This window comes from Gordonia amicalis (genome assembly GCF_022059885.1).
Taxonomy (GTDB): domain Bacteria; phylum Actinomycetota; class Actinomycetes; order Mycobacteriales; family Mycobacteriaceae; genus Gordonia; species Gordonia amicalis.
In genome coordinates this window covers 2,001,864-2,020,960 of sequence record NZ_CP091855.1, presented here as the reverse complement: position 1 = coordinate 2,020,960, position 19,097 = coordinate 2,001,864, and the positions used below count along the sequence as shown (strand labels likewise).

The 19,097-nt window shown below is 67.7% G+C and carries 19 protein-coding genes and 2 pseudogenes; 15 read left to right on the top strand and 6 right to left on the bottom strand.

What is annotated here, in order from left to right; all coding sequences use genetic code 11:
- Positions 1-84 precede the first annotated feature (84 nt).
- The 4 genes from IHQ52_RS09320 (at position 85) to IHQ52_RS09305 (ending at position 4,563) form a co-directional block, all read left to right on the top strand.
- A complete protein-coding gene (locus tag IHQ52_RS09320) occupies positions 85-744 on the top strand; it encodes a TetR/AcrR family transcriptional regulator (RefSeq protein WP_236577711.1) in 660 nt (219 codons plus the stop codon).
- A complete protein-coding gene (locus tag IHQ52_RS09315; RefSeq protein ID WP_238064210.1) occupies positions 728-2,017 on the top strand; it encodes an alanine racemase in 1,290 nt (429 codons plus the stop codon). The genes IHQ52_RS09320 and IHQ52_RS09315 overlap by 17 nt, the downstream gene beginning before the upstream one ends.
- Entirely contained in the window at positions 2,005-3,336 is a 1,332-nt protein-coding gene (locus tag IHQ52_RS09310) for a D-arabinono-1,4-lactone oxidase (RefSeq protein WP_035760863.1), read from the top strand. The genes IHQ52_RS09315 and IHQ52_RS09310 overlap by 13 nt, the downstream gene beginning before the upstream one ends.
- Positions 3,337-3,456: 120 nt before the next feature.
- Positions 3,457-4,563, top strand: a complete 1,107-nt coding sequence (locus tag IHQ52_RS09305) for an XdhC family protein (RefSeq protein WP_024499925.1) — start codon at positions 3,457-3,459, stop codon at positions 4,561-4,563.
- A 148-nt stretch (positions 4,564-4,711) separates the two neighbouring features.
- On the opposite strand, the gene IHQ52_RS09300 is transcribed toward IHQ52_RS09305, so the two are convergent.
- Positions 4,712-5,443: an enoyl-CoA hydratase gene (locus IHQ52_RS09300; protein ID WP_006436082.1), complete on the bottom strand. Its 732-nt coding sequence runs from the start codon at positions 5,441-5,443 to the stop codon at positions 4,712-4,714.
- Between the two features lie 102 nt (positions 5,444-5,545).
- Here IHQ52_RS09300 and IHQ52_RS09295 point away from each other — a divergent pair, with 102 nt between their 5' ends.
- From IHQ52_RS09295 to IHQ52_RS09275, 5 genes are all read left to right on the top strand, one after another.
- Positions 5,546-6,688, top strand: a complete 1,143-nt coding sequence (locus IHQ52_RS09295) for an NAD(P)-binding domain-containing protein (protein ID WP_024499924.1) — start codon at positions 5,546-5,548, stop codon at positions 6,686-6,688.
- A gap of 79 nt (positions 6,689-6,767) precedes the next feature.
- Positions 6,768-7,079 carry a helix-turn-helix transcriptional regulator gene (locus tag IHQ52_RS09290; RefSeq protein ID WP_006436080.1) on the top strand — a complete coding sequence of 104 codons (312 nt, stop codon included), beginning with the start codon at positions 6,768-6,770 and terminating at the stop codon, positions 7,077-7,079.
- Entirely contained in the window at positions 7,079-7,702 is a 624-nt protein-coding gene (locus tag IHQ52_RS09285; protein WP_006436079.1) for a hypothetical protein, read from the top strand. Before IHQ52_RS09290 ends, IHQ52_RS09285 begins: the two co-directional genes overlap by 1 nt.
- Positions 7,699-8,595 (top strand): ABC transporter ATP-binding protein, encoded by an 897-nt coding sequence (locus tag IHQ52_RS09280; RefSeq protein WP_238064209.1) that lies wholly within the window; start codon positions 7,699-7,701, stop codon positions 8,593-8,595. Before IHQ52_RS09285 ends, IHQ52_RS09280 begins: the two co-directional genes overlap by 4 nt.
- Positions 8,592-9,821 carry an ABC transporter permease gene (locus IHQ52_RS09275; RefSeq protein WP_024499923.1) on the top strand — a complete coding sequence of 410 codons (1,230 nt, stop codon included), beginning with the start codon at positions 8,592-8,594 and terminating at the stop codon, positions 9,819-9,821. The genes IHQ52_RS09280 and IHQ52_RS09275 overlap by 4 nt, the downstream gene beginning before the upstream one ends.
- Before the next feature lie 138 nt (positions 9,822-9,959).
- Here the strand turns inward: IHQ52_RS09275 and IHQ52_RS09270 are convergent, their stop codons facing one another.
- From IHQ52_RS09270 to IHQ52_RS09255, 4 genes are all read right to left on the bottom strand, one after another.
- Entirely contained in the window at positions 9,960-11,324 is a 1,365-nt protein-coding gene (locus tag IHQ52_RS09270; RefSeq protein WP_024499922.1) for a cryptochrome/photolyase family protein, read from the bottom strand.
- A 14-nt stretch (positions 11,325-11,338) separates the two neighbouring features.
- Positions 11,339-11,707: an FKBP-type peptidyl-prolyl cis-trans isomerase gene (locus IHQ52_RS09265; RefSeq protein ID WP_006436075.1), complete on the bottom strand. Its 369-nt coding sequence runs from the start codon at positions 11,705-11,707 to the stop codon at positions 11,339-11,341.
- Between the two features lie 62 nt (positions 11,708-11,769).
- Positions 11,770-13,092, bottom strand: a complete 1,323-nt coding sequence (locus IHQ52_RS09260) for a citrate synthase (RefSeq protein ID WP_006436074.1) — start codon at positions 13,090-13,092, stop codon at positions 11,770-11,772.
- 60 nt (positions 13,093-13,152) lie between these two features.
- Positions 13,153-14,091 (bottom strand): carbohydrate kinase family protein, encoded by a 939-nt coding sequence (locus tag IHQ52_RS09255; RefSeq protein ID WP_238064208.1) that lies wholly within the window; start codon positions 14,089-14,091, stop codon positions 13,153-13,155.
- Between the two features lie 57 nt (positions 14,092-14,148).
- On the opposite strand from IHQ52_RS09255, the gene IHQ52_RS09250 reads away from it, so the two are divergent.
- The 6 genes and pseudogenes from IHQ52_RS09250 (at position 14,149) to IHQ52_RS09220 (ending at position 17,917) form a co-directional block, all read left to right on the top strand.
- Positions 14,149-14,832: a 5-oxoprolinase subunit B family protein gene (locus IHQ52_RS09250; RefSeq protein WP_006436072.1), complete on the top strand. Its 684-nt coding sequence runs from the start codon at positions 14,149-14,151 to the stop codon at positions 14,830-14,832.
- A 10-nt stretch (positions 14,833-14,842) separates the two neighbouring features.
- Positions 14,843-15,715, top strand: coding sequence for a 5-oxoprolinase subunit C family protein (locus IHQ52_RS09245; protein WP_006436071.1), 873 nt, complete (start codon positions 14,843-14,845; stop codon positions 15,713-15,715).
- 86 nt (positions 15,716-15,801) lie between these two features.
- Positions 15,802-16,197, top strand: coding sequence for a phage holin family protein (locus tag IHQ52_RS09240; protein ID WP_024499921.1), 396 nt, complete (start codon positions 15,802-15,804; stop codon positions 16,195-16,197).
- Positions 16,198-16,449 carry a DUF3618 domain-containing protein gene (locus IHQ52_RS09235; RefSeq protein WP_006436069.1) on the top strand — a complete coding sequence of 84 codons (252 nt, stop codon included), beginning with the start codon at positions 16,198-16,200 and terminating at the stop codon, positions 16,447-16,449.
- A gap of 25 nt (positions 16,450-16,474) precedes the next feature.
- Complete coding sequence (locus IHQ52_RS09230) at positions 16,475-16,744, top strand: DUF4235 domain-containing protein (protein WP_006436068.1); 270 nt, start codon at positions 16,475-16,477, stop codon at positions 16,742-16,744.
- A gap of 47 nt (positions 16,745-16,791) precedes the next feature.
- Positions 16,792-17,917 (top strand): annotated as a pseudogene (locus tag IHQ52_RS09220) (oxygenase MpaB family protein).
- A gap of 82 nt (positions 17,918-17,999) precedes the next feature.
- Here IHQ52_RS09220 and IHQ52_RS09215 read toward each other — a convergent pair.
- Positions 18,000-19,071 (bottom strand): annotated as a pseudogene (locus IHQ52_RS09215) (isopenicillin N synthase family dioxygenase).
- Positions 19,072-19,097: the final 26 nt, after the last annotated feature.

Sequence of the window (19,097 nt, the reverse complement as noted above, 5' to 3'; positions counted from 1 at the left end):
CCGGGATCGGCACATCTTCGGCGGTGAACCGCGCAAACGCGATCAGCGGCACTGATAGGCTGCGGCGAACATTGTCCATCGCACATGCGCAGGCGCATGTGGGCCAAGGGGTTGACCGTCGTGCCACGGATGTCCGTCGAACAGCGTCGAAGCGCGCTCATCGAGTCGGCCTACCGGGCGATCGCCGATCACGGTGTCGAGGGTGCCACCACCCGCCGGATCTGCGCTCACGCCGGAATGCCTCTCGCGAGTTTCCACTACGCGTTCGAGAGCCGCACGGCGCTACTGTGCGCGGTGATGGAGCAGGCCGTCCCCGTCGACATCGAGCGGATGCTGCATTCGGTCATGCCCGCCGCCGACTTCGGACCGAACCCCGACGTCGACGCACTCAAAGCGAACATCGTTCGCCAGTTCCATGCCTTCGTCGACCTCCTCAAAGCCGATCCCGGCCGCATGCAGGCGACGATCGCGCTCGGTATCTACGCGCACAACCATGCGGAACTGCAGCAGGTCGGCAAGGTCATGTACGAGCAGCTCTACCGGGTTGCGTCGTTCGGTCTGCAGGAGACGGCCGAACTCGCCGGTCTGACGTGGACCCGGCCGACGGAGGAAATCGGCCCGTTCATCATCGCCGCGACCAACTCGATCACGCTGATCTACCTGAGCACCGGCGACGACAAGGTGGTCGACTCGATCATCACCGCCGTCGCCGACCAGCTCGTCAACTATGTCACCTTCGACTGACGGTTCGGCCGACAGATCCTCGGCGGTCGGGGTCGGCGATCTGTGGGCGCGAGATCCCGAGCAGTACTGGGCGGCAATCGATCAGGCGGTCTCCGTGGCCGGGCTCGACGCCCCGGTCCTCGCCCTCGACCGGGCAGCTCTCGAGCACAATGCCGCCGACCTGCTGCGACGCTCGGCCGGTGTCCCCATCCGGATCGCCAGCAAGTCCCTCCGCGTGCGTTCGGTGATCTCCGACCTCGCCACCCGCACCGGTTTCCACGGTGTGCTCGCCTACGACCTCGCCGAGGCGCACTGGCTGGCGACGTCGACGGCGATCGAGGACATCCTGCTCGGTTATCCGAGCGTCCGCCGGGAAGCGTTGGCCGCCTTCGTGACCGACGAGGTGGCGACGAGCCGGGTGAGTCTGCTCGTCGACTCGGTCGATCAGCTGGACATCATCGATGCGGTCGCGCCACCCGCATCGCGCCGGCCGATCCGGGTGGCCATCGACCTCGACGCGTCGTACCGGCTCCTCGGTGGTCGCGTGCACATCGGGGTTCGGCGTTCACCGGTGCATACCCGTCGCGATGCCGTCGAGCTCGCCCGGATCATCGAGTCGCGGAACGGTTTCCACCTGGTCGGCGTGATGTCGTACGAGGCGCAGGTGGCCGGGGTCGCCGATGCGGTTTCGGGGAAGGCCGTCGTCAACCGGGTGGTCGGCGCGATGCAGCGCCGGTCGATGGCCGAACTGCGCCGCCGGCGCGGGAAGATCATCGGCGAGCTGCGGCAGATCGCCGAACTGGAATTCGTCAACGGCGGCGGCACCGGATCCCTGGAGGCGACCGCCGGCGATCGATCGGTCACCGACATCGCGGCGGGCAGTGGCCTTTTCGGTGGCCATCTCTTCGACGGTTACGCCCGGTTCCGACCCGCACCCGCACTGTCCTTCGGACTCGACGTCGTCCGACGCCCCGCCCGCGACATCGTCACCTGCGCCGGTGGCGGCTGGATCGCCTCGGGACCGCCCGCACCCGATCGTCTCCCGAAACCGGTGTGGCCCAGTGGACTCGAGTTCGTCGGCACCGAGGCTGCCGGCGAGGTGCAGACCCCGCTCCGCGGTGAGGCCGCCGCCACGATGGCGATCGGCGACCGGGTATGGTTCCGGCACACCAAGTCCGGCGAGGTCTGCGAGCGTGCCCGGCACGTCGCGATCATCGATCGGGACGACGCGGGTCATGCGGTGGTGGGTGAGGTCGTGCCGACCTACCGAGGCGAAGGGAAATGCTTTCTGTGAGCGGGACACCGACTGCCACCGGACACAACTGGCAGAACTGGGGTGGCACCGCGTCGTGCTCACCGAGCCGGGTGGTGCGTCCGACGAGCGTGGCCGCGATCGCCGACATCGTCCGGGAGACCGCCGGGCGGGGCGGCACGGTCAAGACCGTCGGCGCCGGACACAGCTTCTCCACCATCGCCGTGGCCGACGACGTCCAACTCGAGCTCTCCGGTCTGCGGGGCCTGGCCGGCGCCGACGGGCGCCGGGTGACGCTACATGCGGGCACACACCTGCACGAGATCCCCGCATTGCTGGCGCCTCGGGGCCTGGCGATGGCCAACCTCGGCGACGTCGACCGGCAGACCATCGCGGGCGCGATCTCCACCGGCACACACGGCACCGGGCTGGGGTTCGGCGGCATCAGCACACAGATCGCCGGCGTCAAACTCGTGAACGGCAGAGGCGAGATCGTCACCGTCGGCCCCGATGACCCGGAATTACCCGCCGTCGCACTGGGTCTCGGCGCACTCGGGGTACTCGTCGAGATCACGCTCGACTGCGTCGACAACTTCCGGCTGCACGCCGTCGAGGGACCTGCTTCCACCGACGATGCGATCGCCGGCTTCCTCGACCGCGTCGCCGAGTCCGACCACCACGAGTTCTACATGTTCCCGCACACCAATTGTGCGCTCATGAAGACGAATACGCGACTGGGCACCGATGCACCGATCACCGGGCCGCCGCGGTTCCGCCGCTATGTCGACGACGAGTTGTTGAGCAACAAGGTCTTCCGGCTGCTGTGCGAGGTCGGCGTCCGCGCACCCCGTCTGGTCCCCGCCATCAACGCGGTGGCCGGCCGCAGTCTGTCGTCGCGCGAGCTCACCGACACGTCGACCAGGATCTTCGTCTCCGACCGGGATGTGCGCTTCCGCGAGATGGAGTACGCCATCCCGCTCGAGAACGTCCCCGAGGCACTACGGGAGATCCGGGCGCTGCTCGACCGCCGCGAGTACCGCGTGAGCTTCCCCATCGAGGTCCGTGCCGCGGCGGCCGACGACCTGATGCTCTCCACCGCCACCGGACGCCGCAGCGGGTACATCGCCGTGCACCGCTACCACCGCGACGACCCGGCCGACGCCGCCGCCTACTTCGCCGACGTCGAGTCGATCCTCACCGGCTTCGACGGACGACCCCACTGGGGCAAGATGCACACTCGCGACGCCGAGTACCTGCGCTCCGTCTACCCGCGGTTCGACGAATTCCGTGCGGTGCGCGACAAATTCGATCCGTCACGTGTGTTCGCCAACGACTACCTGCGACGGGTGCTGGGCGACTAGCAGTCGGCCTCTACGTCGATGTCGCGGATCGTGTCGACCACCGCCACGATCCGCGACATCTGTTCCGTCGTCATCAGGCACCGGTGGCCCGGGCGACGGTGATCTGGTCAACTGGAACACATGCGCGACATCCTGCCCGACCTGCTCGGCGTCCTCGGCGGCGCAGACGCACGTCCGGTGGCGCTGTGCCGGGTGGTCGCGACCGCCGGCTCCGCTCCGCGTGAGGTCGGTGCGGCGATGGTCGTGACAGCCGAGAGCGAAGTCTTCGGCTCGGTGTCCGGCGGCTGCGTCGAAGGCGCCCTGGTCCACACCGCGCAGCAGGTCCTGTCCGACGGGATCGCGGTCGTCGAACAGTTCGGCATCGAGGACCCGCGCGATCCAGCACCCGGCCTGACCTGTGGCGGTCAGATCGACGTCGTCGTCGAACGGATCGAGCCGACGCCGGAACGGCTCGGTCAGCTCCGACGCCTCGCCGACGCGCTGGCCGCCGATGAACCGATCGCCGTCGCCACCACCCTCACCGCCGACCCGGAGTGGTACCTCGCGACCGAGACCTCCCAACCGCCGTGGCGACGCCTCGACCGCGACGTCGCCGACATGCTCGCCACCGGACGCTCCGGCGTGATCGGCGTCGACGACTGCGAGGTCACCGATCCGGCCGCCCCGACCGACCGGCCGCGCACCTTCGTCCAGACCTTCGCCCCGGCGGCGCGTCTCATCCTCGTGGGCGCCAACGACTTCGTGCGCGCGCTGAGCGCACTGGGCTCGACGCTCGGGATGCGGGTCACCGTCGTCGACGCCCGTCCGGTGTTCGCCACCCCGGAGCGGTTTCCCGACGCCGACGAGGTGATCGTCGGCTGGCCCGATCGCTATCTCGCCGAACAGATCCGGGATCGGCAGATCGGCTCGACCACCGCACTGTGCGTGATGACCCACGACACCAAGTTCGACGTGCCGACGCTCCGCACCGCACTCCGCTCACCGACCTTCGGCTTCATCGGTGCGCTCGGCTCCCGCCGCACAGCCGCCGACCGCAACCGCCGCCTTCGCGAAGAGGGTGTCGAAGAGGAACAACTCGCGCGACTGCGGTCGCCGCTCGGATTGGACCTCGGCGGGCACACTCCCGCCGAGGTCGCGGTCGCCGTGGCCGCCCAACTCATCGCCGAACGGCATGGCGCGCCGGCCGCACCCCTCTTCGAGGGCGCCGGGCCCATTCACCGGAACTGAGAGACGGACCGGGGCGGATCGCGCGCCGCTCCCGAAAACCGCCCCCGAAAAGCACCCCGTGGGGTGTCACCGAAGACGATATGTCGTCCGTGGGCTCAGGCGGGGTCGATTTCGGGGGCGCTTTTCGACCGCCTGAACCCGACGACCCTCAGTGCCCGACGAACCGCGGAGGGCGCTTCTCGGTTCGCGCGGCGCGACCCTCGGCCATGTCGTCGCTCTGCCAGGCGCGCATCATCGCGGCAACCCGATCCTCGGGTGCGGTGTCGCGGGCGCCGTCACCGTTGAGGACCAGCTTGTAGTGCTGCAGGGTGAGCGGCGCGAGGTCGGCGATGGTGGCCGCCCAGTGTTGCGCATCGGCGAGATCGCCGATGCGATTGGCGAATCCGAGGGTGTGCGCTCGGTCGGCGTTGAGCGGGTCGCAGCCGATGAGCATTCCTCGCGCCTGCCCGGCACCGACCAGCGACACCAGTCGGCGGATGGTCCACTCGTCCACGGCGACACCGAGTTTGGCCGCCGGAATGGCAGCAATCGCGTCCGGGGCCATCACCCGGAGATCAGCGGCCATCGCCAGCTGGAGTCCACCACCGATCGCAGAACCGTTGAGCGCGGCGATGACCGGTACCGGCGTCTGCTCGATCTTGTGCAGCGTCGACACCAGCTTGTCGAGGAAACCGGAGTCGTAGACCGGCCCGGACAGGTCGGCTCCCGCGCTGAACACCGAGCCGCGTCCGGTCACCACGATGGCCCGCGCACCGGCGTCGACCGCGGCGCCGAAGGCGTCGGCGAGCCCGCTGAGCATCTTCTCGTTCAGCGCATTGCGCTTGTCGACACGGTCCAGCTCGATGGTGACAACGGCGCCCTCGGTGGTGGAGTGAATCATGGGCGCCAAGCCTACCGATCGCACCGTCGAGCCGAGCCGTGACAGGGTGGTCAGGTGCAGAACACCACGCCGAGCAGCACGACGCAGAGCAGCACATCTCAGATGGACACGTCCGTCTCGGACCCCGTCGACGTCGAGGAGCACTCGGATGTCGTGGTCATCGGCGGCGGCCAGGCGGCGCTGTCGGCGGCCTACTTCCTGCACCGCTTCGGCCTCGGCGATCGGTACCAGGTGCTCGACCACGCGCCGGGACCCGGCGGGGCCTGGCAGTTCCGGTGGCCGACGCTGACCCTGGCCACCGCCAACCGGGTCCACGACCTGCCCGGCTGGGGCATCGTCGAGGCGCTCGGCCTCGATTGCGATCAGCTGCCCGCAGCCACCGCGGTCCCCGACTACTTCGGCCGCTACGAGGAGAAGTTCGGCCTCCACGTCCGTCGGCCGGTGCATGTGCGTTCGGTTCGACGCGGTGACACGAATCTTCGGGGCGAGGGCTTCCACGTCGAGCTGGCCGACGGACGCACCGTGACCGCGAATGTCATCATCAACGCCACCGGGACGTGGGACCGCCCGTTCATCCCGCACATCCCCGGCGCGCCTGATTTCCGGGGCCGCCAGCTCCACACCCACGACTACCGGTCGCCGCAGGAATTCGCCGGCCAACGGGTCCTCGTCGTGGGTGCGGGGATCTCGGCGATCCAGCTGTTGATCGAGATCGCCCGGCAGGCACCGGACGTCGAGACGTTCTGGTGCTCGCGGCGCGAACCCGTCTTCAACTCCCAACCGTTCACTCCCGAGCAGGGCCGCGAGGCCGTGGCCCGCGTCGAGCGTCGTGTCCGCGCCGGACTCCCCCCGACGTCGGTTGTCTCAGTGACCGGACTGGCACGCACCCCGGCGATCGCCGCCGCACAGCGCGACGGAATCCTGAAGTGGCGCCCCATGTTCACGCGCATCACCGAGACCGGCGTCTGCTGGGACTGCGGTCCGCAGGGCGGCGAACACCTCGATCTCGACGTGATCTTCTGGAACACCGGGTTCCGCAGTTCGCTGGATCATCTCGCGCCGTTGAGGCTGCGCGCGCCGGGTGGCGGGATCACGATGACCGGCCGTCTCGCGACGGTCGTCGAGGCGGACCCGCGGATTCAGCTGATCGGTTACGGGCCGTCGGCGTCGACGATCGGCGCCAACCGGGCCGGCCGGGAAGCCGCGCGCGTGGCCGCTGACCTGCTCGGAGTCGTCTCCCGCTGACCTCACCACCATCCGGCGACAAACCCGTCGTCGTCCGAAGACGTTGACAAATTGTTGCGTTTTCCCAACACTTGGTGAGGTGAGCCCAATACGCCGTGGGGAAAAGCTCCCCATCTACAACCGCATCGGCGTCTTGCGTGCGGAACGACAGATGTCGCGAGCCGAGCTGGCGAACCTCGTCGGCATCAACGTGCAATCGGTCGGCGCGCTCGAGCGGGGCGACAACTACCCGAGCCTCGACCTCGCGTTCCGCATCTGCGATGTCTTCGACCTGCCCGTCGAAGCCGTGTTCAGCCGTACGCCGTTCGGCGCCATGTCAGCCGAGCTCTACCGGCGCGATACGCGACCGGCATCGAACGGCTCGCCCACCAACGACACCGGAGGTGAATGATGAACGACCCGAACTCGGCGTTCCCAGAGGAGGTCAAACCCGAGCTCTGGCGCCGTTATGAGGACTGGCGGGGACGCCGTCACGAGGAGTTCAATGCCAAGCACGCACATCGCCTGCCGTCGTGGCGCAATCAGCGCGCGTACCGACGACTGGTTGTCGCACTGATCGTCGCGCTCGTTGTCATCATCGGCAGTTCGTCTCTCGCGTTCCTGTCCTCGGGTTGGTTCCTACTCCCGTTCGGCATCGGACTCGTCTCGGTCATCTCGATCCTGACGGCACTGCGCATCGTGACCGGGTCCGTCGCCGACGCGCCCGTCTCCACGCTCGACGAAATACAGCTCGCACAACGCAACTCGGCACGTTCGTTCGGATTCTTCGTGCTCTATGCGGTGATGTTCATCCCCTACTTCGTCCTCATCGCGATCAGCATGCGCGACGAGGTCCCGGGCCAGTGGGTCTACGGCAGCGCCATCCTGCTCATCTCGCTCGTCCTCTCCTCGATCTGCGTGCCCACCATGCTCATCGCCTGGTGGATGGGCGACCCCGACCCGGAAGATCTCATCGACGGACCGCGGATACCCACAGACAAGACCACCACCGGCAGGAAGGAACGCGAAGCATGAACGCACCTCTCATCGTCGACGGTCTCCACAAGCGCTACGGGGACCTGGTCGCCCTGCGCGACATGACTTTCCACGTCGAACCCGGCGAGATCTTCGGTTTCGTCGGCAGCAACGGCGCGGGCAAGTCGACCACGATGCGCATCATTCTCGGGGTGTTGTCCGCCGACGCCGGCGAGGTCCGGCTCGGCGATCGCCCCATCGATCTCGATCTGCGCCGGCGGATCGGCTACATGCCCGAAGAACGCGGCCTGTACCCGAAGATGAAGGTCGGCGAACAACTCACCTTCCTCGCGAGGCTCCACGGCATGAACACCGCGGACGCCGAGGAATCGGTGCGGCGCTGGACCGATCGGCTCGGCGTCGGCGCCCGGTACGACGACAACGTCGCCGACCTCAGCCTCGGCAACCAGCAGCGCGTCCAACTCGCCGCCGCGTTGGTCCACGATCCCGAGGTGCTGGTGCTCGACGAGCCGTTCTCCGGGCTCGACCCGGTTGCCGTCGACGTCATGAGTGATGTGCTCAAAGAGAAGGCGGCCGAGGGCATCCCGGTGATTTTCTCCTCCCACCAGCTCGATCTCGTCCAGCGCCTCTGCGATCGCGTCGGCATCGTCGCGCGCGGCGAGATGCGGGCGCTGGGCACCGTCGACGCGCTGCGTTCCCGCGACGGCATCACCCTCGAGGTCACCGGCCCCCGATCCGATATCGCGTGGGCCGACGCGCTCCCCGGCGTCCGCGGTGTCGACTACGGCGAGACGACCCGCCTCCTCGTCGACCCGGACGTCGCCGACGACCAGCAGATCCTGTCCGCCGCACTCGACCACGGCCCGGTTCACCGCTTCACGACGTCCACCCCCTCCCTCACCGACTTGTTCCGAGAGGTGGTTTCGACATGACCGCACTGCACCACGCCCCCGACACGACAACCCGCCCCTCCCCCAAGGCATCGGCCGCCCAGGCGATTCGACTCGTCGCCGAGCGTGAGATCACCACTCGCGCCAAGACCAGGTCCTTCGTCGTCAGCACGGTGCTGCTGATGGTCGTCATCATCGCCGGCGCCATCGTCATCAACCTGCTCGCCGGCGGGGAGGACGTCGAGAAGGTCGCCGTCGTCGGACAACCGGCGGCGGTCACCGAATCGATTGTCGCGATCGGTGATTCGGCCGGCACCACCATCGCCACCGAGCCGGTGGACACCGTCGAACAGGCACGGTCCCGGGTCGCCGACGGTGACGTGGCGGCGGCACTCGTACCAGGAGAGACCCCGGGCTCCTACGTGATCCTGAGCAAGGACGGCGCCGACCCGGCCGTCGAAGGCCCCATCCGGACAGCGGTGTCGCAGGCAGGCCTCGCCGACGCACTGACGGCCCGCGGCGTCGACGCGGCCTCGCTTCCCGCCGTGGACATCTCGGTGACACAACTCGAGCCGACTCACCCGGACGAGGGCGAGCGCCTCGTCATCGCCCTCGTGGGTGTGGTGCTGCTGATCACCGCGATCATGATGGGCGGCACGATGGTCGCGGTCGGCGTCGTGGAGGAGAAGACGTCTCGTGTCGTCGAACTGCTCCTGGCGACGATCAAGCCACTGCATCTGTTGTGGGGCAAGATCATCGGCATCGGAACGGTCGCTCTGGCACAGGTCGTGCTGCTCGGTGCGACGGCGCTGATCGCCGGGACCGCCACCGGCATTCTGACGCTTCCCGGCGCGGCGGTCGGGATGTTCGCGGCCGTCATCGCCTGGTTCGTGCTCGGCTTCCTGTTCTTCGCGTCCCTCTACGCCGCGACCGGCGCCATCGTGTCACGCCAGGAAGAGCTCAGCTCGGCGTCTTTTCCCCTGACGGTTCTCGCCATGGCGGTGATGTACGCCGGGATCTTCGGTGTGCAGGCGCTGGATTCGACCCTGATCAAGGTGCTCAGCTGGATTCCGCCGTTCAGCGCGGCGCTCATGCCGATGCGGATCGCGAGCGGCGACACCGACACCCTGCAGATCGTGCTCACGTTACTGATCATGGCCGTCGTCTGCGCGCTCGCCACCTGGGTCGCGGCACGGATCTACCAGCGGTCGATCCTGCGCACGGGGTCGCGCCTCGGATGGGGCGAGGTGCTGAAGCTGGCGCGGTAGGGGTTTCGACACGCTCAACCGGCAGACCCCCCGCCGGTTGAGCCGGTCCCGAGCGAAGCGAGGCACCGCGTCGAAATCCCCGCCGGTTGAGCCGGCCCCGAGCGAAGCGAGGCACCGCGTCGAAACCACAGGCTCCGTTCAGATCTGGCCGAACCTGCGCAGGGCTTCTTCCCGCTCGGCCTTGTGGTCGACGATCGGGTCGGGATAGTCGTCGGCGTCGGTGTCCCCGACCCAGCGCCGGATGTACTCACCCTCAGGGTCGAACTTCTTGGCCTGCGCCTCGGGATTGAACACCCGAAAGTACGGGGCCGCATCGGTTCCCGTACCCGCAGCCCATTGCCAGCCGTGATTGTTCGACGCCATGTCGCCGTCGACGAGCTGCTCGAGGAACCACTTCGCACCCCACCACCACGGCAGGTGGAGATCCTTCACGAGGAACGACGCGGTGACCATCCGGACCCGGTTGTGCATCCAGCCGATCTCGGCCAACTGTCGCATCCCGGCGTCTACGAGCGGGAAACCGGTGCGTCCGGCCTTCCACGCCTCGAAGCGCTCGTAAGCCTTCTCGTCGGTGTCCAGAGCGATGCCGTCGAACTGGCGATTCCAGTTGTGCCACAAGCTGTGTGGCCAGTGATAGAGGACGTCGGCGTAGAAGTCGCGGAAGGCGAGCTCGCGGAGGTAGGCCTGCGCGCCCCTCGAGGCTCCGTCGCTACGCTCCTTCGCACCTCGGGGAGCAGAACCGGCGTCGTCGCTGCGCTCCTTCGCACCTCGGGGAGCAGGACGCGTCAGATCGGCGGCCAGGGTGCGCGGGTGGATGTTGCCGTACTTCAGGTACGCCGACATCCGGCTGGTCACGTCGGCGGCGGGGTCGTTGCGTCCGGTGTCATAGTCGGCGAGATCGTCCTCGACGAACTCGGCCCACCGGGCGAGCGCGGCATCCTCTCCGGCCGGAAACGACAGCCTCGTCGGCGCCTTCGGGATTCTGATCCGGCCCGACTTCGTCACGTCCGACGGGTCGAGAACCGCTGAATCCGGGACCGACGAATCGGCCGGCTTTCGCCAGCCGTGATCGCGCCACCGGCGAAAGTACGGGGTGAAGACCTTGTACGGCTCGCCGTCGTCCTTGGTGACCCGGCCGGGCGAGACGAGGTACGGCGAACCCGTGGCCTCGAGCGGGGTGTCGCCCAGCGCCTCGTCGACCGCCTCGTCACGGCGTCGACCGAACGGCGAGAAGTCCCCGGAGATGTGTACGGACCCGGCGCCGACGGCCCGGGCCAGCCGCGGGATCTCCTCCTCCGGCCGACCGCGGACGACGAGGAGTCTGCCGTCGAGCTTGGCGTCGACCTCGCGGAGCGAATCGAAGAGGAACGCGAGGCGTCGCTCCCCCGACGACTTCTCCAGCCGGGGATCCACCACAAAGCACAGAAGGACCGACGAATCGGTCCCTCTGGCTGCAGCTAGCGCTGGTAGGTCACTCAGGCGCAGATCGCGCCTGAGCCACACCAGGTTGGTGGACGTCAGCCCACTCCGAGCAGGTCGATGACGAACACGAGGGTCCGTCCCGAGAGGCGGTGCCCCGCCCCGGCCGGTCCGTAGGCCAGCTCGGGCGGAACCGTCAGCTGACGGCGGCCGCCGACCTTCATGCCGGGGATGCCTTCCTGCCAGCCCGGGATCAGCCGGTCCAGCGGGAAGTTGGCCGACTGGCCGCGATCCCACGAGGAGTCGAACTCTTCGCCGGTCTCGTAGTCGACACCCACGTAGTGGACGTCGACGACACCCCCGCGGACGGCCTCGGCACCGTCACCGACGATGAGGTCGGCGATGGAGAGGTCGGCCGGCGGAGGACCCGCCTGGAACTCGACTTCGGGCTTCTCAGTGCTGGTCACAGGACTCTCCTTTGAGTCGGGCGGTCAGTCGTTGTTCCGGGTGGTCGGCGCCGAAGCGTCGCTCAGCGATCGCCCATCTGCACGTAGTCGCGCTCGGTGTAGCCGGTGTAGAGCTGACGCGGACGGCCGATCTTGGTGGTCGGGTCCTCGTGCATCTCACGCCAGTGCGCGATCCAGCCCGGCAGGCGGCCCAACGCGAACAGCACGGTGAACATCCGCGTCGGGAAGCCCATCGCACGGTAGATGACGCCGGTGTAGAAATCCACGTTCGGGTACAGCTTGCGCTCGATGAAGTAGTCGTCGGACAGAGCGACCTCTTCGAGACCCTTCGCGATGTCGAGCAGGTCGTCCTGCACGCCGAGGGTTTCCAGGATCGAGTCGGCGGTCTTCTTCACGATCGCGGCGCGCGGATCGTAGTTCTTGTAGACGCGGTGACCGAAGCCCATCAGCTTGACGCCGGCTTCCTTGTTCTTCACCCGCTTCATGAAGTCCTTGGTATCGCCACCCTCGGCGCGGATGGCGTCGAGCATCTCGAGCACCGCCTGATTGGCGCCACCGTGCAGCGGACCCCAGAGGGCGTTGATGCCGCCGGAGATCGACGTGAAGAGGTTGGCCTGAGACGAGCCGACGAGGCGCACCGTCGAGGTCGAGCAGTTCTGCTCGTGATCGGCATGCAGGATGAACAGCATGTCGAGTGCCTTGGCGACGTCCGGGTTGACCTCGTAGGGCTCGGCCGGGAAGCCGAAGGTCATGCGCAGGAAGTTCTCGACGAGGCTCAGCGAGTTGTCCGGGTACAGGAACGGCTGGCCGGCCGACTTCTTGTAGGCGTAGGCGGCGATGGTCGGCAGCTTCGCCAGGAGGCGGATCGTCGACAGCTCGACCTGCTCGTCGTCCTTGGGATCGAGCGAGTCCTGGTAGTACGCCGACAGCGCGTTGACCGCACTCGACAGCACCGGCATCGGATGCGCGTTGCGGGGGAAGCCGTCGAAGAAGCGCTTGAGATCCTCGTGCAGCAGGGTGTGCCGCTGGATCTTGGTGGTGAAGTCCTCGAGCTGCGACGGGGTCGGGAGCTCTCCGTAGATGAGGAGGTAGCTCACCTCGATGAAGGTCGACTTCTCCGCGAGCTGCTCGATCGGGATGCCGCGGTACCGCAGGATGCCGGCGTCGCCGTCGATGTAGGTGATCGCCGACTTGGTCGACGCCGTGTTCACGAAACCACCGTCGAAAGTGGTCAGATTTGTCTCGGCAAGGAACTTGCCGAGCGCAACCGAGTCAGTGCCCTCGGTGGCCTTCAGGATCGGGAGCTCCAGCTGTCCACCGGGGTAGGTGAAGGTCGCTGAGGCCGTGTCGGACGCCTGGTCGGCTGGGACTGTTTCAGCAGACACACGAACCCCTTATTCAGATCAGAGTTTTGACAGTGTCCGGGTAGGACACACAGGTACAAACTAGTCTCTTCTCAGCTCGCCTGCCCACGGAGGGTCGGCGCCACGCCTCGAGACGGTGACGGCAGCCACGTGAGCTGCGAATTCGGCGACCTCACGCCACTGATTGGCGGTCAGTGAGCGAACCGAATCCGGCGACAGTGCACCCAGTCGGTCGAGCTGGTGGACGAGGCCTCCCAGGACGCTGTCGCCGGCGCCGATCGTGTCGACGACGTCGACGTTCCGGGCGGGCACGGTGACCTCGTCTTCGGTCGTGGTCACGGTGATTCCGGACGCGCCCGCGGTGGTGATCACCGCTGCGACACCGTCGGCGAGCCAGTCCTTCACAGCGCTCCCGGCCGCCCCTTCACCGAGCCATGCCGCATCCTCGTCGGACAGTTTCACCACGTCGACGGACGGCATCCAACTGCGGAAACGCCGCCGGTAGGCGTCTGCGTCGGGGATGAGGACCGAGCGAATGTTCGGGTCCAGCAGGACGAGTCGGCGTTCGGCGTGGCAGCGCCGCATCAGGTTCTCGTAGACCGTGGCGCCGGGTTCGAGCACCAGCGAGAGCGTCCCGAAGGTCGCCGCGGCGACGGTCGGTGCGAGTGAACCCGGGTCGGCGACAGTGCGATCCGCGGTGCCTTCCACATAGAACGAGTACTGCGCGGAACCGTTGTCCGCGATGGTGGCCAGCGCGAGCGACGTCGGTTCCCGTCGGCGCTGCAGCATCGCGGTGCCGACCCCGGCGCCCTGCAGCGAGCCGACGATGGCCTCGCCGTAGTTGTCGGTGGACACCGCCGACAGCAATGAGACAGCACTCCCCAAGCGTCCCAATGTGATCGCGACATTGAACGGTCCCCCGCCGAGCGCCGGCTGCAGTGGCGCCAGCGTCGCGCCGGGTGCCTGTTCCTGCTGCACCACGTCGACGAGCGCTTCCCCGCAGACAACGATCTCTCTCATGGGTCCCTTTCGTCTGTGTGGCCCAGTCTGCCACCCTCTCGGCGGTAGATTCGGTGCATGCACGAGTTGCCGGCGGGTCCCGATGCGGTGGTGCTCGACTTCTCGGCCTACGAGTCCCCGTCGGCCGCAGTGCTCGACGCAACGATCGCCCTGCGTGATGCCGTGGACCGCGGAGAGCTGCCCGGGGTCATCGATCTGGTACCGAGCGCCCACACGCTGCTGGTGCAGGCCCGACCGGGCCGCGGCGTCGACGAACTGGGTGTGCGGCGCGCGTTGCGTCGTCGACGTGCCGGTGTCCACCAGGGCGTCGGACGGGCTGACGAGATCCTCGTCCCGGTGCACTACGACGGCGACGATCTCGCGGATGTTGCTGACGCCCTGGGCATCTCGGCCGACGAGGTGATCAGCCTGCACTGCAGTACCCGCTGGCGTGTGCAGTTCATGGGGTTCGCACCCGGGTTCGGCTACCTGGTCGCCGACGAGCCGACACCGCATCCGTTCGACGCCGTGGGCCGGCGCGCCGAGGCGCGCACCCGTGTCCCCGAAGGTGCCGTCGCGATCGCCGCCGGGTACAGCGCCGTCTACCCGAAGGAGAGTCCGGGCGGCTGGCAGCTGTTGGGCCGCACCGATGTTCGACTGTGGGACGAGAAGGCCGACCCGCCCGCACTGTTCGCGACCGGACACCTGGTGCGGTTCGTCGACGTCAGGACAAGCGGGGGGGAATGGGCAGGGACGACATGAGCACAACCGGATGACCGCCGTCACCGTGCTCGCGACCGGCCCGCTCGCGACCTTTCAGGACCTCGGCCGCCACGGATACGCGCATCTCGGCGTACCCGCTTCCGGTGGTGCGGATCGCGGCTCGCTGACCTTGGCCAATCGCCTTGTCGGCAACGACGAATCGGCCGCCACGATCGAGACGACCCTGGGCGGCTTGCGTATCCGTGTCGAAGGCGACGTACTGGCGGTGGTGACGGGTGCCGACACCTCGGTGCGCCACAACGGGGTTCCGGTCGGTCTCGCCGCGACCGTCGTCCTGCGCGAGGGTGACGAACTGGCCGTCGACCCACCGGTGTGGGGTCTGCGCAACTACCTGGCGGTGCGCGGTGGGTTCGACGTCGAGCCGGTCCTGGGGTCGCGGTCGACCGACACGTTGTCGGGGTTGGGGCCGCCGGTTCTCACCGCGAATGTGCGGGTGCGGGTGGGCCGGGCCGCCGGCGAGTGGCCGTCCGTCCAGTCGGCGCCGGCGAACACCGAGCATCCGCGCGTCGTGGTTCTCGAGGTGGACGAAGGTCCGCGTGCCGATCTGCTGCACGCGGCTGCCGACCTGAGATCGGGGACCTGGGTGGTCGGCGCCGACAGCAATCGCGTCGGTGTCCGCATCGACCGCGCCGCGGGTTCGTCGTATCCGCTGCTGACGCATCGGGAGAACGCGGGCGAGTTGCGTTCGGAGGGGGTCGCTCACGGATCGGTACAGGTGCCACCGAGCGGTCGCCCGGTGCTGTTCCTCCCCGACCATCCGGTCACCGGCGGTTATCCCGTGGTGGCCGTGCTGACCGACACGTCGGCCGATCTCGCCGCACAGCTCGTGCCCGGATCGGAGATCCGTTTCAGACGGCGCTGATCGGAGATCCGATTCAGACGGCGCCGACGTTTGGGACCGGTGCCGGTCGGGAACGCGTAGGACGTCCCCGATGTGGAGGTACCACCGTGAGCGATCCGTCTGTGAACGATCTGTCGACCGTGCAGCTTGTCGAACGGCTCCAGAGTCAGACGACGACCCTGGTCAAGACCGAGCTGCAGAATGCAGTGGCCGAGATGAAGGGGAAGGGGACCCGGATCGGTGTCGGCGCGGGGATTTCCGGCGCGGGCACCCTGCTGGTGCTGTTCGGCCTCGGAACGCTGGTCGCCGCTGCGGTCCTGGGACTGGCGAATGTCGTGCCGGCGTGGCTGGCCGCGGTGATCGTCGGAGTCGTGCTCCTGGCGATCGGCGGCGCAGCGGCGGCGTTCGGTGCGCAGCGTGCGAAGTCGGCCGTCCCGCCCGCCCCCGAGCACACCGTCGAGAGCGTCCAGCGCGACGTCGCAACCGTGAAGGAGCACCTGTAGATGAGTGACACGCAGCCCGATCGGAACCCGACCGACCCGCCGCCGGTGGAGCAGCAGCGCGAGGAACTCGCCGAGACCGTCGATGCGCTGGCGGCGAAGCTCGATGTCCCGGCACGAATGAACGCCGCCGCGGCGGAAACGGCGTACACCGCGAAGGTGAAGGCCGAGGAGAACCGCACCGCATTGATCGGTGTCGCGGTGGCCGTGCTGGTCGCCATCGGGACCGTCGTCGTCATCAAGCGTCGCCGCTGAACACCCGACCCAGGAGGAATTCGACATGACTGCCGTGTCCAAGGCGTTCTACAAACCACTGTCACTGGCGACGAGCGTGCTCGGCGGCATCGCCGCGGGAGCCGTGTTCGGCCAGATCTGGAAACGGATCTCCGACGACGCCGAAGCGCCCGATCCGAAGGATCTGGAGCGCAGCAATGTCGAGGTGCTCACTGCCGCGGCGCTTCAGGGACTGGTCTTCGGACTGGTCCGTGCGGCCGTCGACCGTGCCGGTGCACGCGGCTACCAGGCGGTGACTCACGAGAACCCCGACTAAGACGTGACGGTTGACACACCACTGAGACGAACCTAGGGTTCTGTCTCATGACTGAGGTACTGAACGACGAACAGACCACCTGTCCCGTTCACGCCACCGACGACGCGTCGGCCGAGCAGAGCTGCCCGGCCGACGCCGGGCGTTCTCCCGGCAGCCAGTTCTCCGAGGACGGCTACGAGACCGATGCCGAGGGAGTCAAACCGCCCACGAGTACGAGCCCCTCGGTCCGGACTCGCTGACCTGGCAGATCTGGGGTACCTGGACCGGCATGTTCCAGGGCCTGTGGGCCGGTTCGATCCAGAACATGCACCCCAAGCTCGGCGCCGCCGTCTGGGACCACTCCGACTCTTCGGAGAACGCTGGCAGCGCCTGATGCGGTCGCTCTACCCGATCAGTGGCGTCGTCTTCGACTCCGTGATCCCCGGCACGAAGACCGGCCTCGAGGTCCGGGACTATCACCGCACCGTCAAGGGGACGATGGAGGACGGGTCGCGCTATCACGCGCTCGACCCCGACGTCTTCTACTGGGCGCACGCGACGTTCTGGTACGGCAACGTCCGCCTGTGCGAGCGGTTCGGCCCGTTCCTCACCGAGGACCAGAAGCGCCAGCTGTTCGAGGAGTCCAAGGCCTGGTACGCCCAGTACGGCGTCTCGATGCGCCCCGTCCCGGAGACCTACGAGGACTTTCTCGAGTACTGGGACTACATGTGCCGCAATGTCCTACGCGGCCACGTGTCGGTACGCACGGTCCTCGACATCACCCAGCTGCCGCCGCCCCCGTTCCTGAGCTTCATCCCCAAGTCGGTCTGGGACCGCTACCTCGTCCCGCAGAACCAGAAGATGTTCATGTGGCTGACGACCGGCTTCTACGACGAGCCGATCCGCGAGATCCTCGGCCTCGAGTGGACCGACGCCGACGAGCGCCGCTTCCGTCTGTTGGGCAAGGGGATCAACCTCGTCATGCACAGGCTGCTGCCGAAACGCTTTCTGCGCCACCCGCGTCCGCGCGACGCGTGGGACCGCGTGAACGGCAGGGTCGCGAAGGACGCGCCGATCGTGCACACACCCAGGCGCAACCTGCCGCCGCTGGACCAGCGCGACAACCCGATGCACTACTGCCCCGTCACCGCCGCTCGGCGCGCGACGTATCCGACAGTGCTGACCTCGGACTGAGACTTCACGACGACGTCGGGGGCGGTTCCCGCTCACCTGTCCGGGTGAGCGGGAACCGTCGTCTGGTCTCTGCCCGGCCCGACTACTGCCGTCCCTGTCCCCGTCGCATCGCATGACGCACCCGCTCCGCCTCCCGCTGGGCATACGGGTTCGGCCGGCCGGCGCGTGATCCGGCGAGTTTGGCGCCGATGTGCTCCCCGACGGTGATCGGCGAGTATCGGCTTCCCGCACCGACGCACGACGGCAGGGTCGCGATCATCGCGTCGATGTTGCCGTCGTGGAAGTACGCGGCGGAGCGTCGACGCTCGATCGCGCCGTCCACGATCGGCGCCTTGACCCGGTGCAGCGTCGACATCCAGCGTTCGTTGGTCCAGCGGGCCATGAGGTCGCCGATGTTGACCAGCAGTGCACCGTCGACGGGACTCACGTCGTGCCATCGGCCGTGGTGGTCGAGGACCTGCAGGCCCTTCACCTGGTCCGCCCACAGGACGGTGACGATGCCGTAGTCGGTGTGCTCCCCCATCCCGGTCAGTTCTCCCTCGAGTTCGATCTCTCCGGGCGGGAGCGCGTAGTTGTTCATCCGCAGGACGTCGAGCGAGTGATCGGTGAATCCTTCGAAGAAGTCGGCGGGAAGGTCGAGGGCATCGGCGAAGATGCGGGTCAGGGTGTGTGCGACCCGTCGTGCCTCGACGAAATAGGTCGAGACGGCCGCCTCGAAGTGGTCGACGGCCGGCCACGTGTTGTCGGCGTAGTGGTTGTCGGGAAGAGCGAGTTCGGGGTACTCGCGTGCTTCGACCCCGACGTTGAACGCCTCGAAGAAGTCGTTCATGCGGTCCGCGGACTCGACGCCCAGCGACAGGGACAACGACTCCGACTTCGGTGGCGTATCCGCGATTGATCTCCGGCGGCGTTCGGTACGCCTTCTTCTCCTCGAGCGGGAGGGCGAAGAAATCGTCCATGACCGCGGTGAATTCCTCGATGACCGCCGGCGGGATCCCATGCCCGACGATCTGCATGAACCCGACCGAACCGGCGGCGTCGTCGACCTTCGCCGCGACCACGGCCCGATCGGCGGCATCACCGTTGCGGATGTAGGGCGAGATGTCGATGATCGGCACCTGGAAGCCGGTGGAGGCGGCGGTCATGGCGTCCATGGTGACACCGAATCACCGTAACCGCT

Coding starts and splice junctions, on each gene's coding strand:
- IHQ52_RS09320 (WP_236577711.1), top strand. CDS start 85: ATGCGCAGGCGCATGTGGGCCAAGGGGTTGACCGTCGTGCCACGGATG.
- IHQ52_RS09315 (WP_238064210.1), top strand. CDS start 728: ATGTCACCTTCGACTGACGGTTCGGCCGACAGATCCTCGGCGGTCGGG.
- IHQ52_RS09310 (WP_035760863.1), top strand. CDS start 2,005: ATGCTTTCTGTGAGCGGGACACCGACTGCCACCGGACACAACTGGCAG.
- IHQ52_RS09305 (WP_024499925.1), top strand. CDS start 3,457: ATGCGCGACATCCTGCCCGACCTGCTCGGCGTCCTCGGCGGCGCAGAC.
- IHQ52_RS09300 (WP_006436082.1), bottom strand. CDS start 5,443: ATGATTCACTCCACCACCGAGGGCGCCGTTGTCACCATCGAGCTGGAC.
- IHQ52_RS09295 (WP_024499924.1), top strand. CDS start 5,546: ATGGACACGTCCGTCTCGGACCCCGTCGACGTCGAGGAGCACTCGGAT.
- IHQ52_RS09285 (WP_006436079.1), top strand. CDS start 7,079: ATGAACGACCCGAACTCGGCGTTCCCAGAGGAGGTCAAACCCGAGCTC.
- IHQ52_RS09280 (WP_238064209.1), top strand. CDS start 7,699: ATGAACGCACCTCTCATCGTCGACGGTCTCCACAAGCGCTACGGGGAC.
- IHQ52_RS09275 (WP_024499923.1), top strand. CDS start 8,592: ATGACCGCACTGCACCACGCCCCCGACACGACAACCCGCCCCTCCCCC.
- IHQ52_RS09255 (WP_238064208.1), bottom strand. CDS start 14,091: ATGAGAGAGATCGTTGTCTGCGGGGAAGCGCTCGTCGACGTGGTGCAG.
- IHQ52_RS09250 (WP_006436072.1), top strand. CDS start 14,149: ATGCACGAGTTGCCGGCGGGTCCCGATGCGGTGGTGCTCGACTTCTCG.
- IHQ52_RS09245 (WP_006436071.1), top strand. CDS start 14,843: ATGACCGCCGTCACCGTGCTCGCGACCGGCCCGCTCGCGACCTTTCAG.
- IHQ52_RS09235 (WP_006436069.1), top strand. CDS start 16,198: ATGAGTGACACGCAGCCCGATCGGAACCCGACCGACCCGCCGCCGGTG.
- IHQ52_RS09230 (WP_006436068.1), top strand. CDS start 16,475: ATGACTGCCGTGTCCAAGGCGTTCTACAAACCACTGTCACTGGCGACG.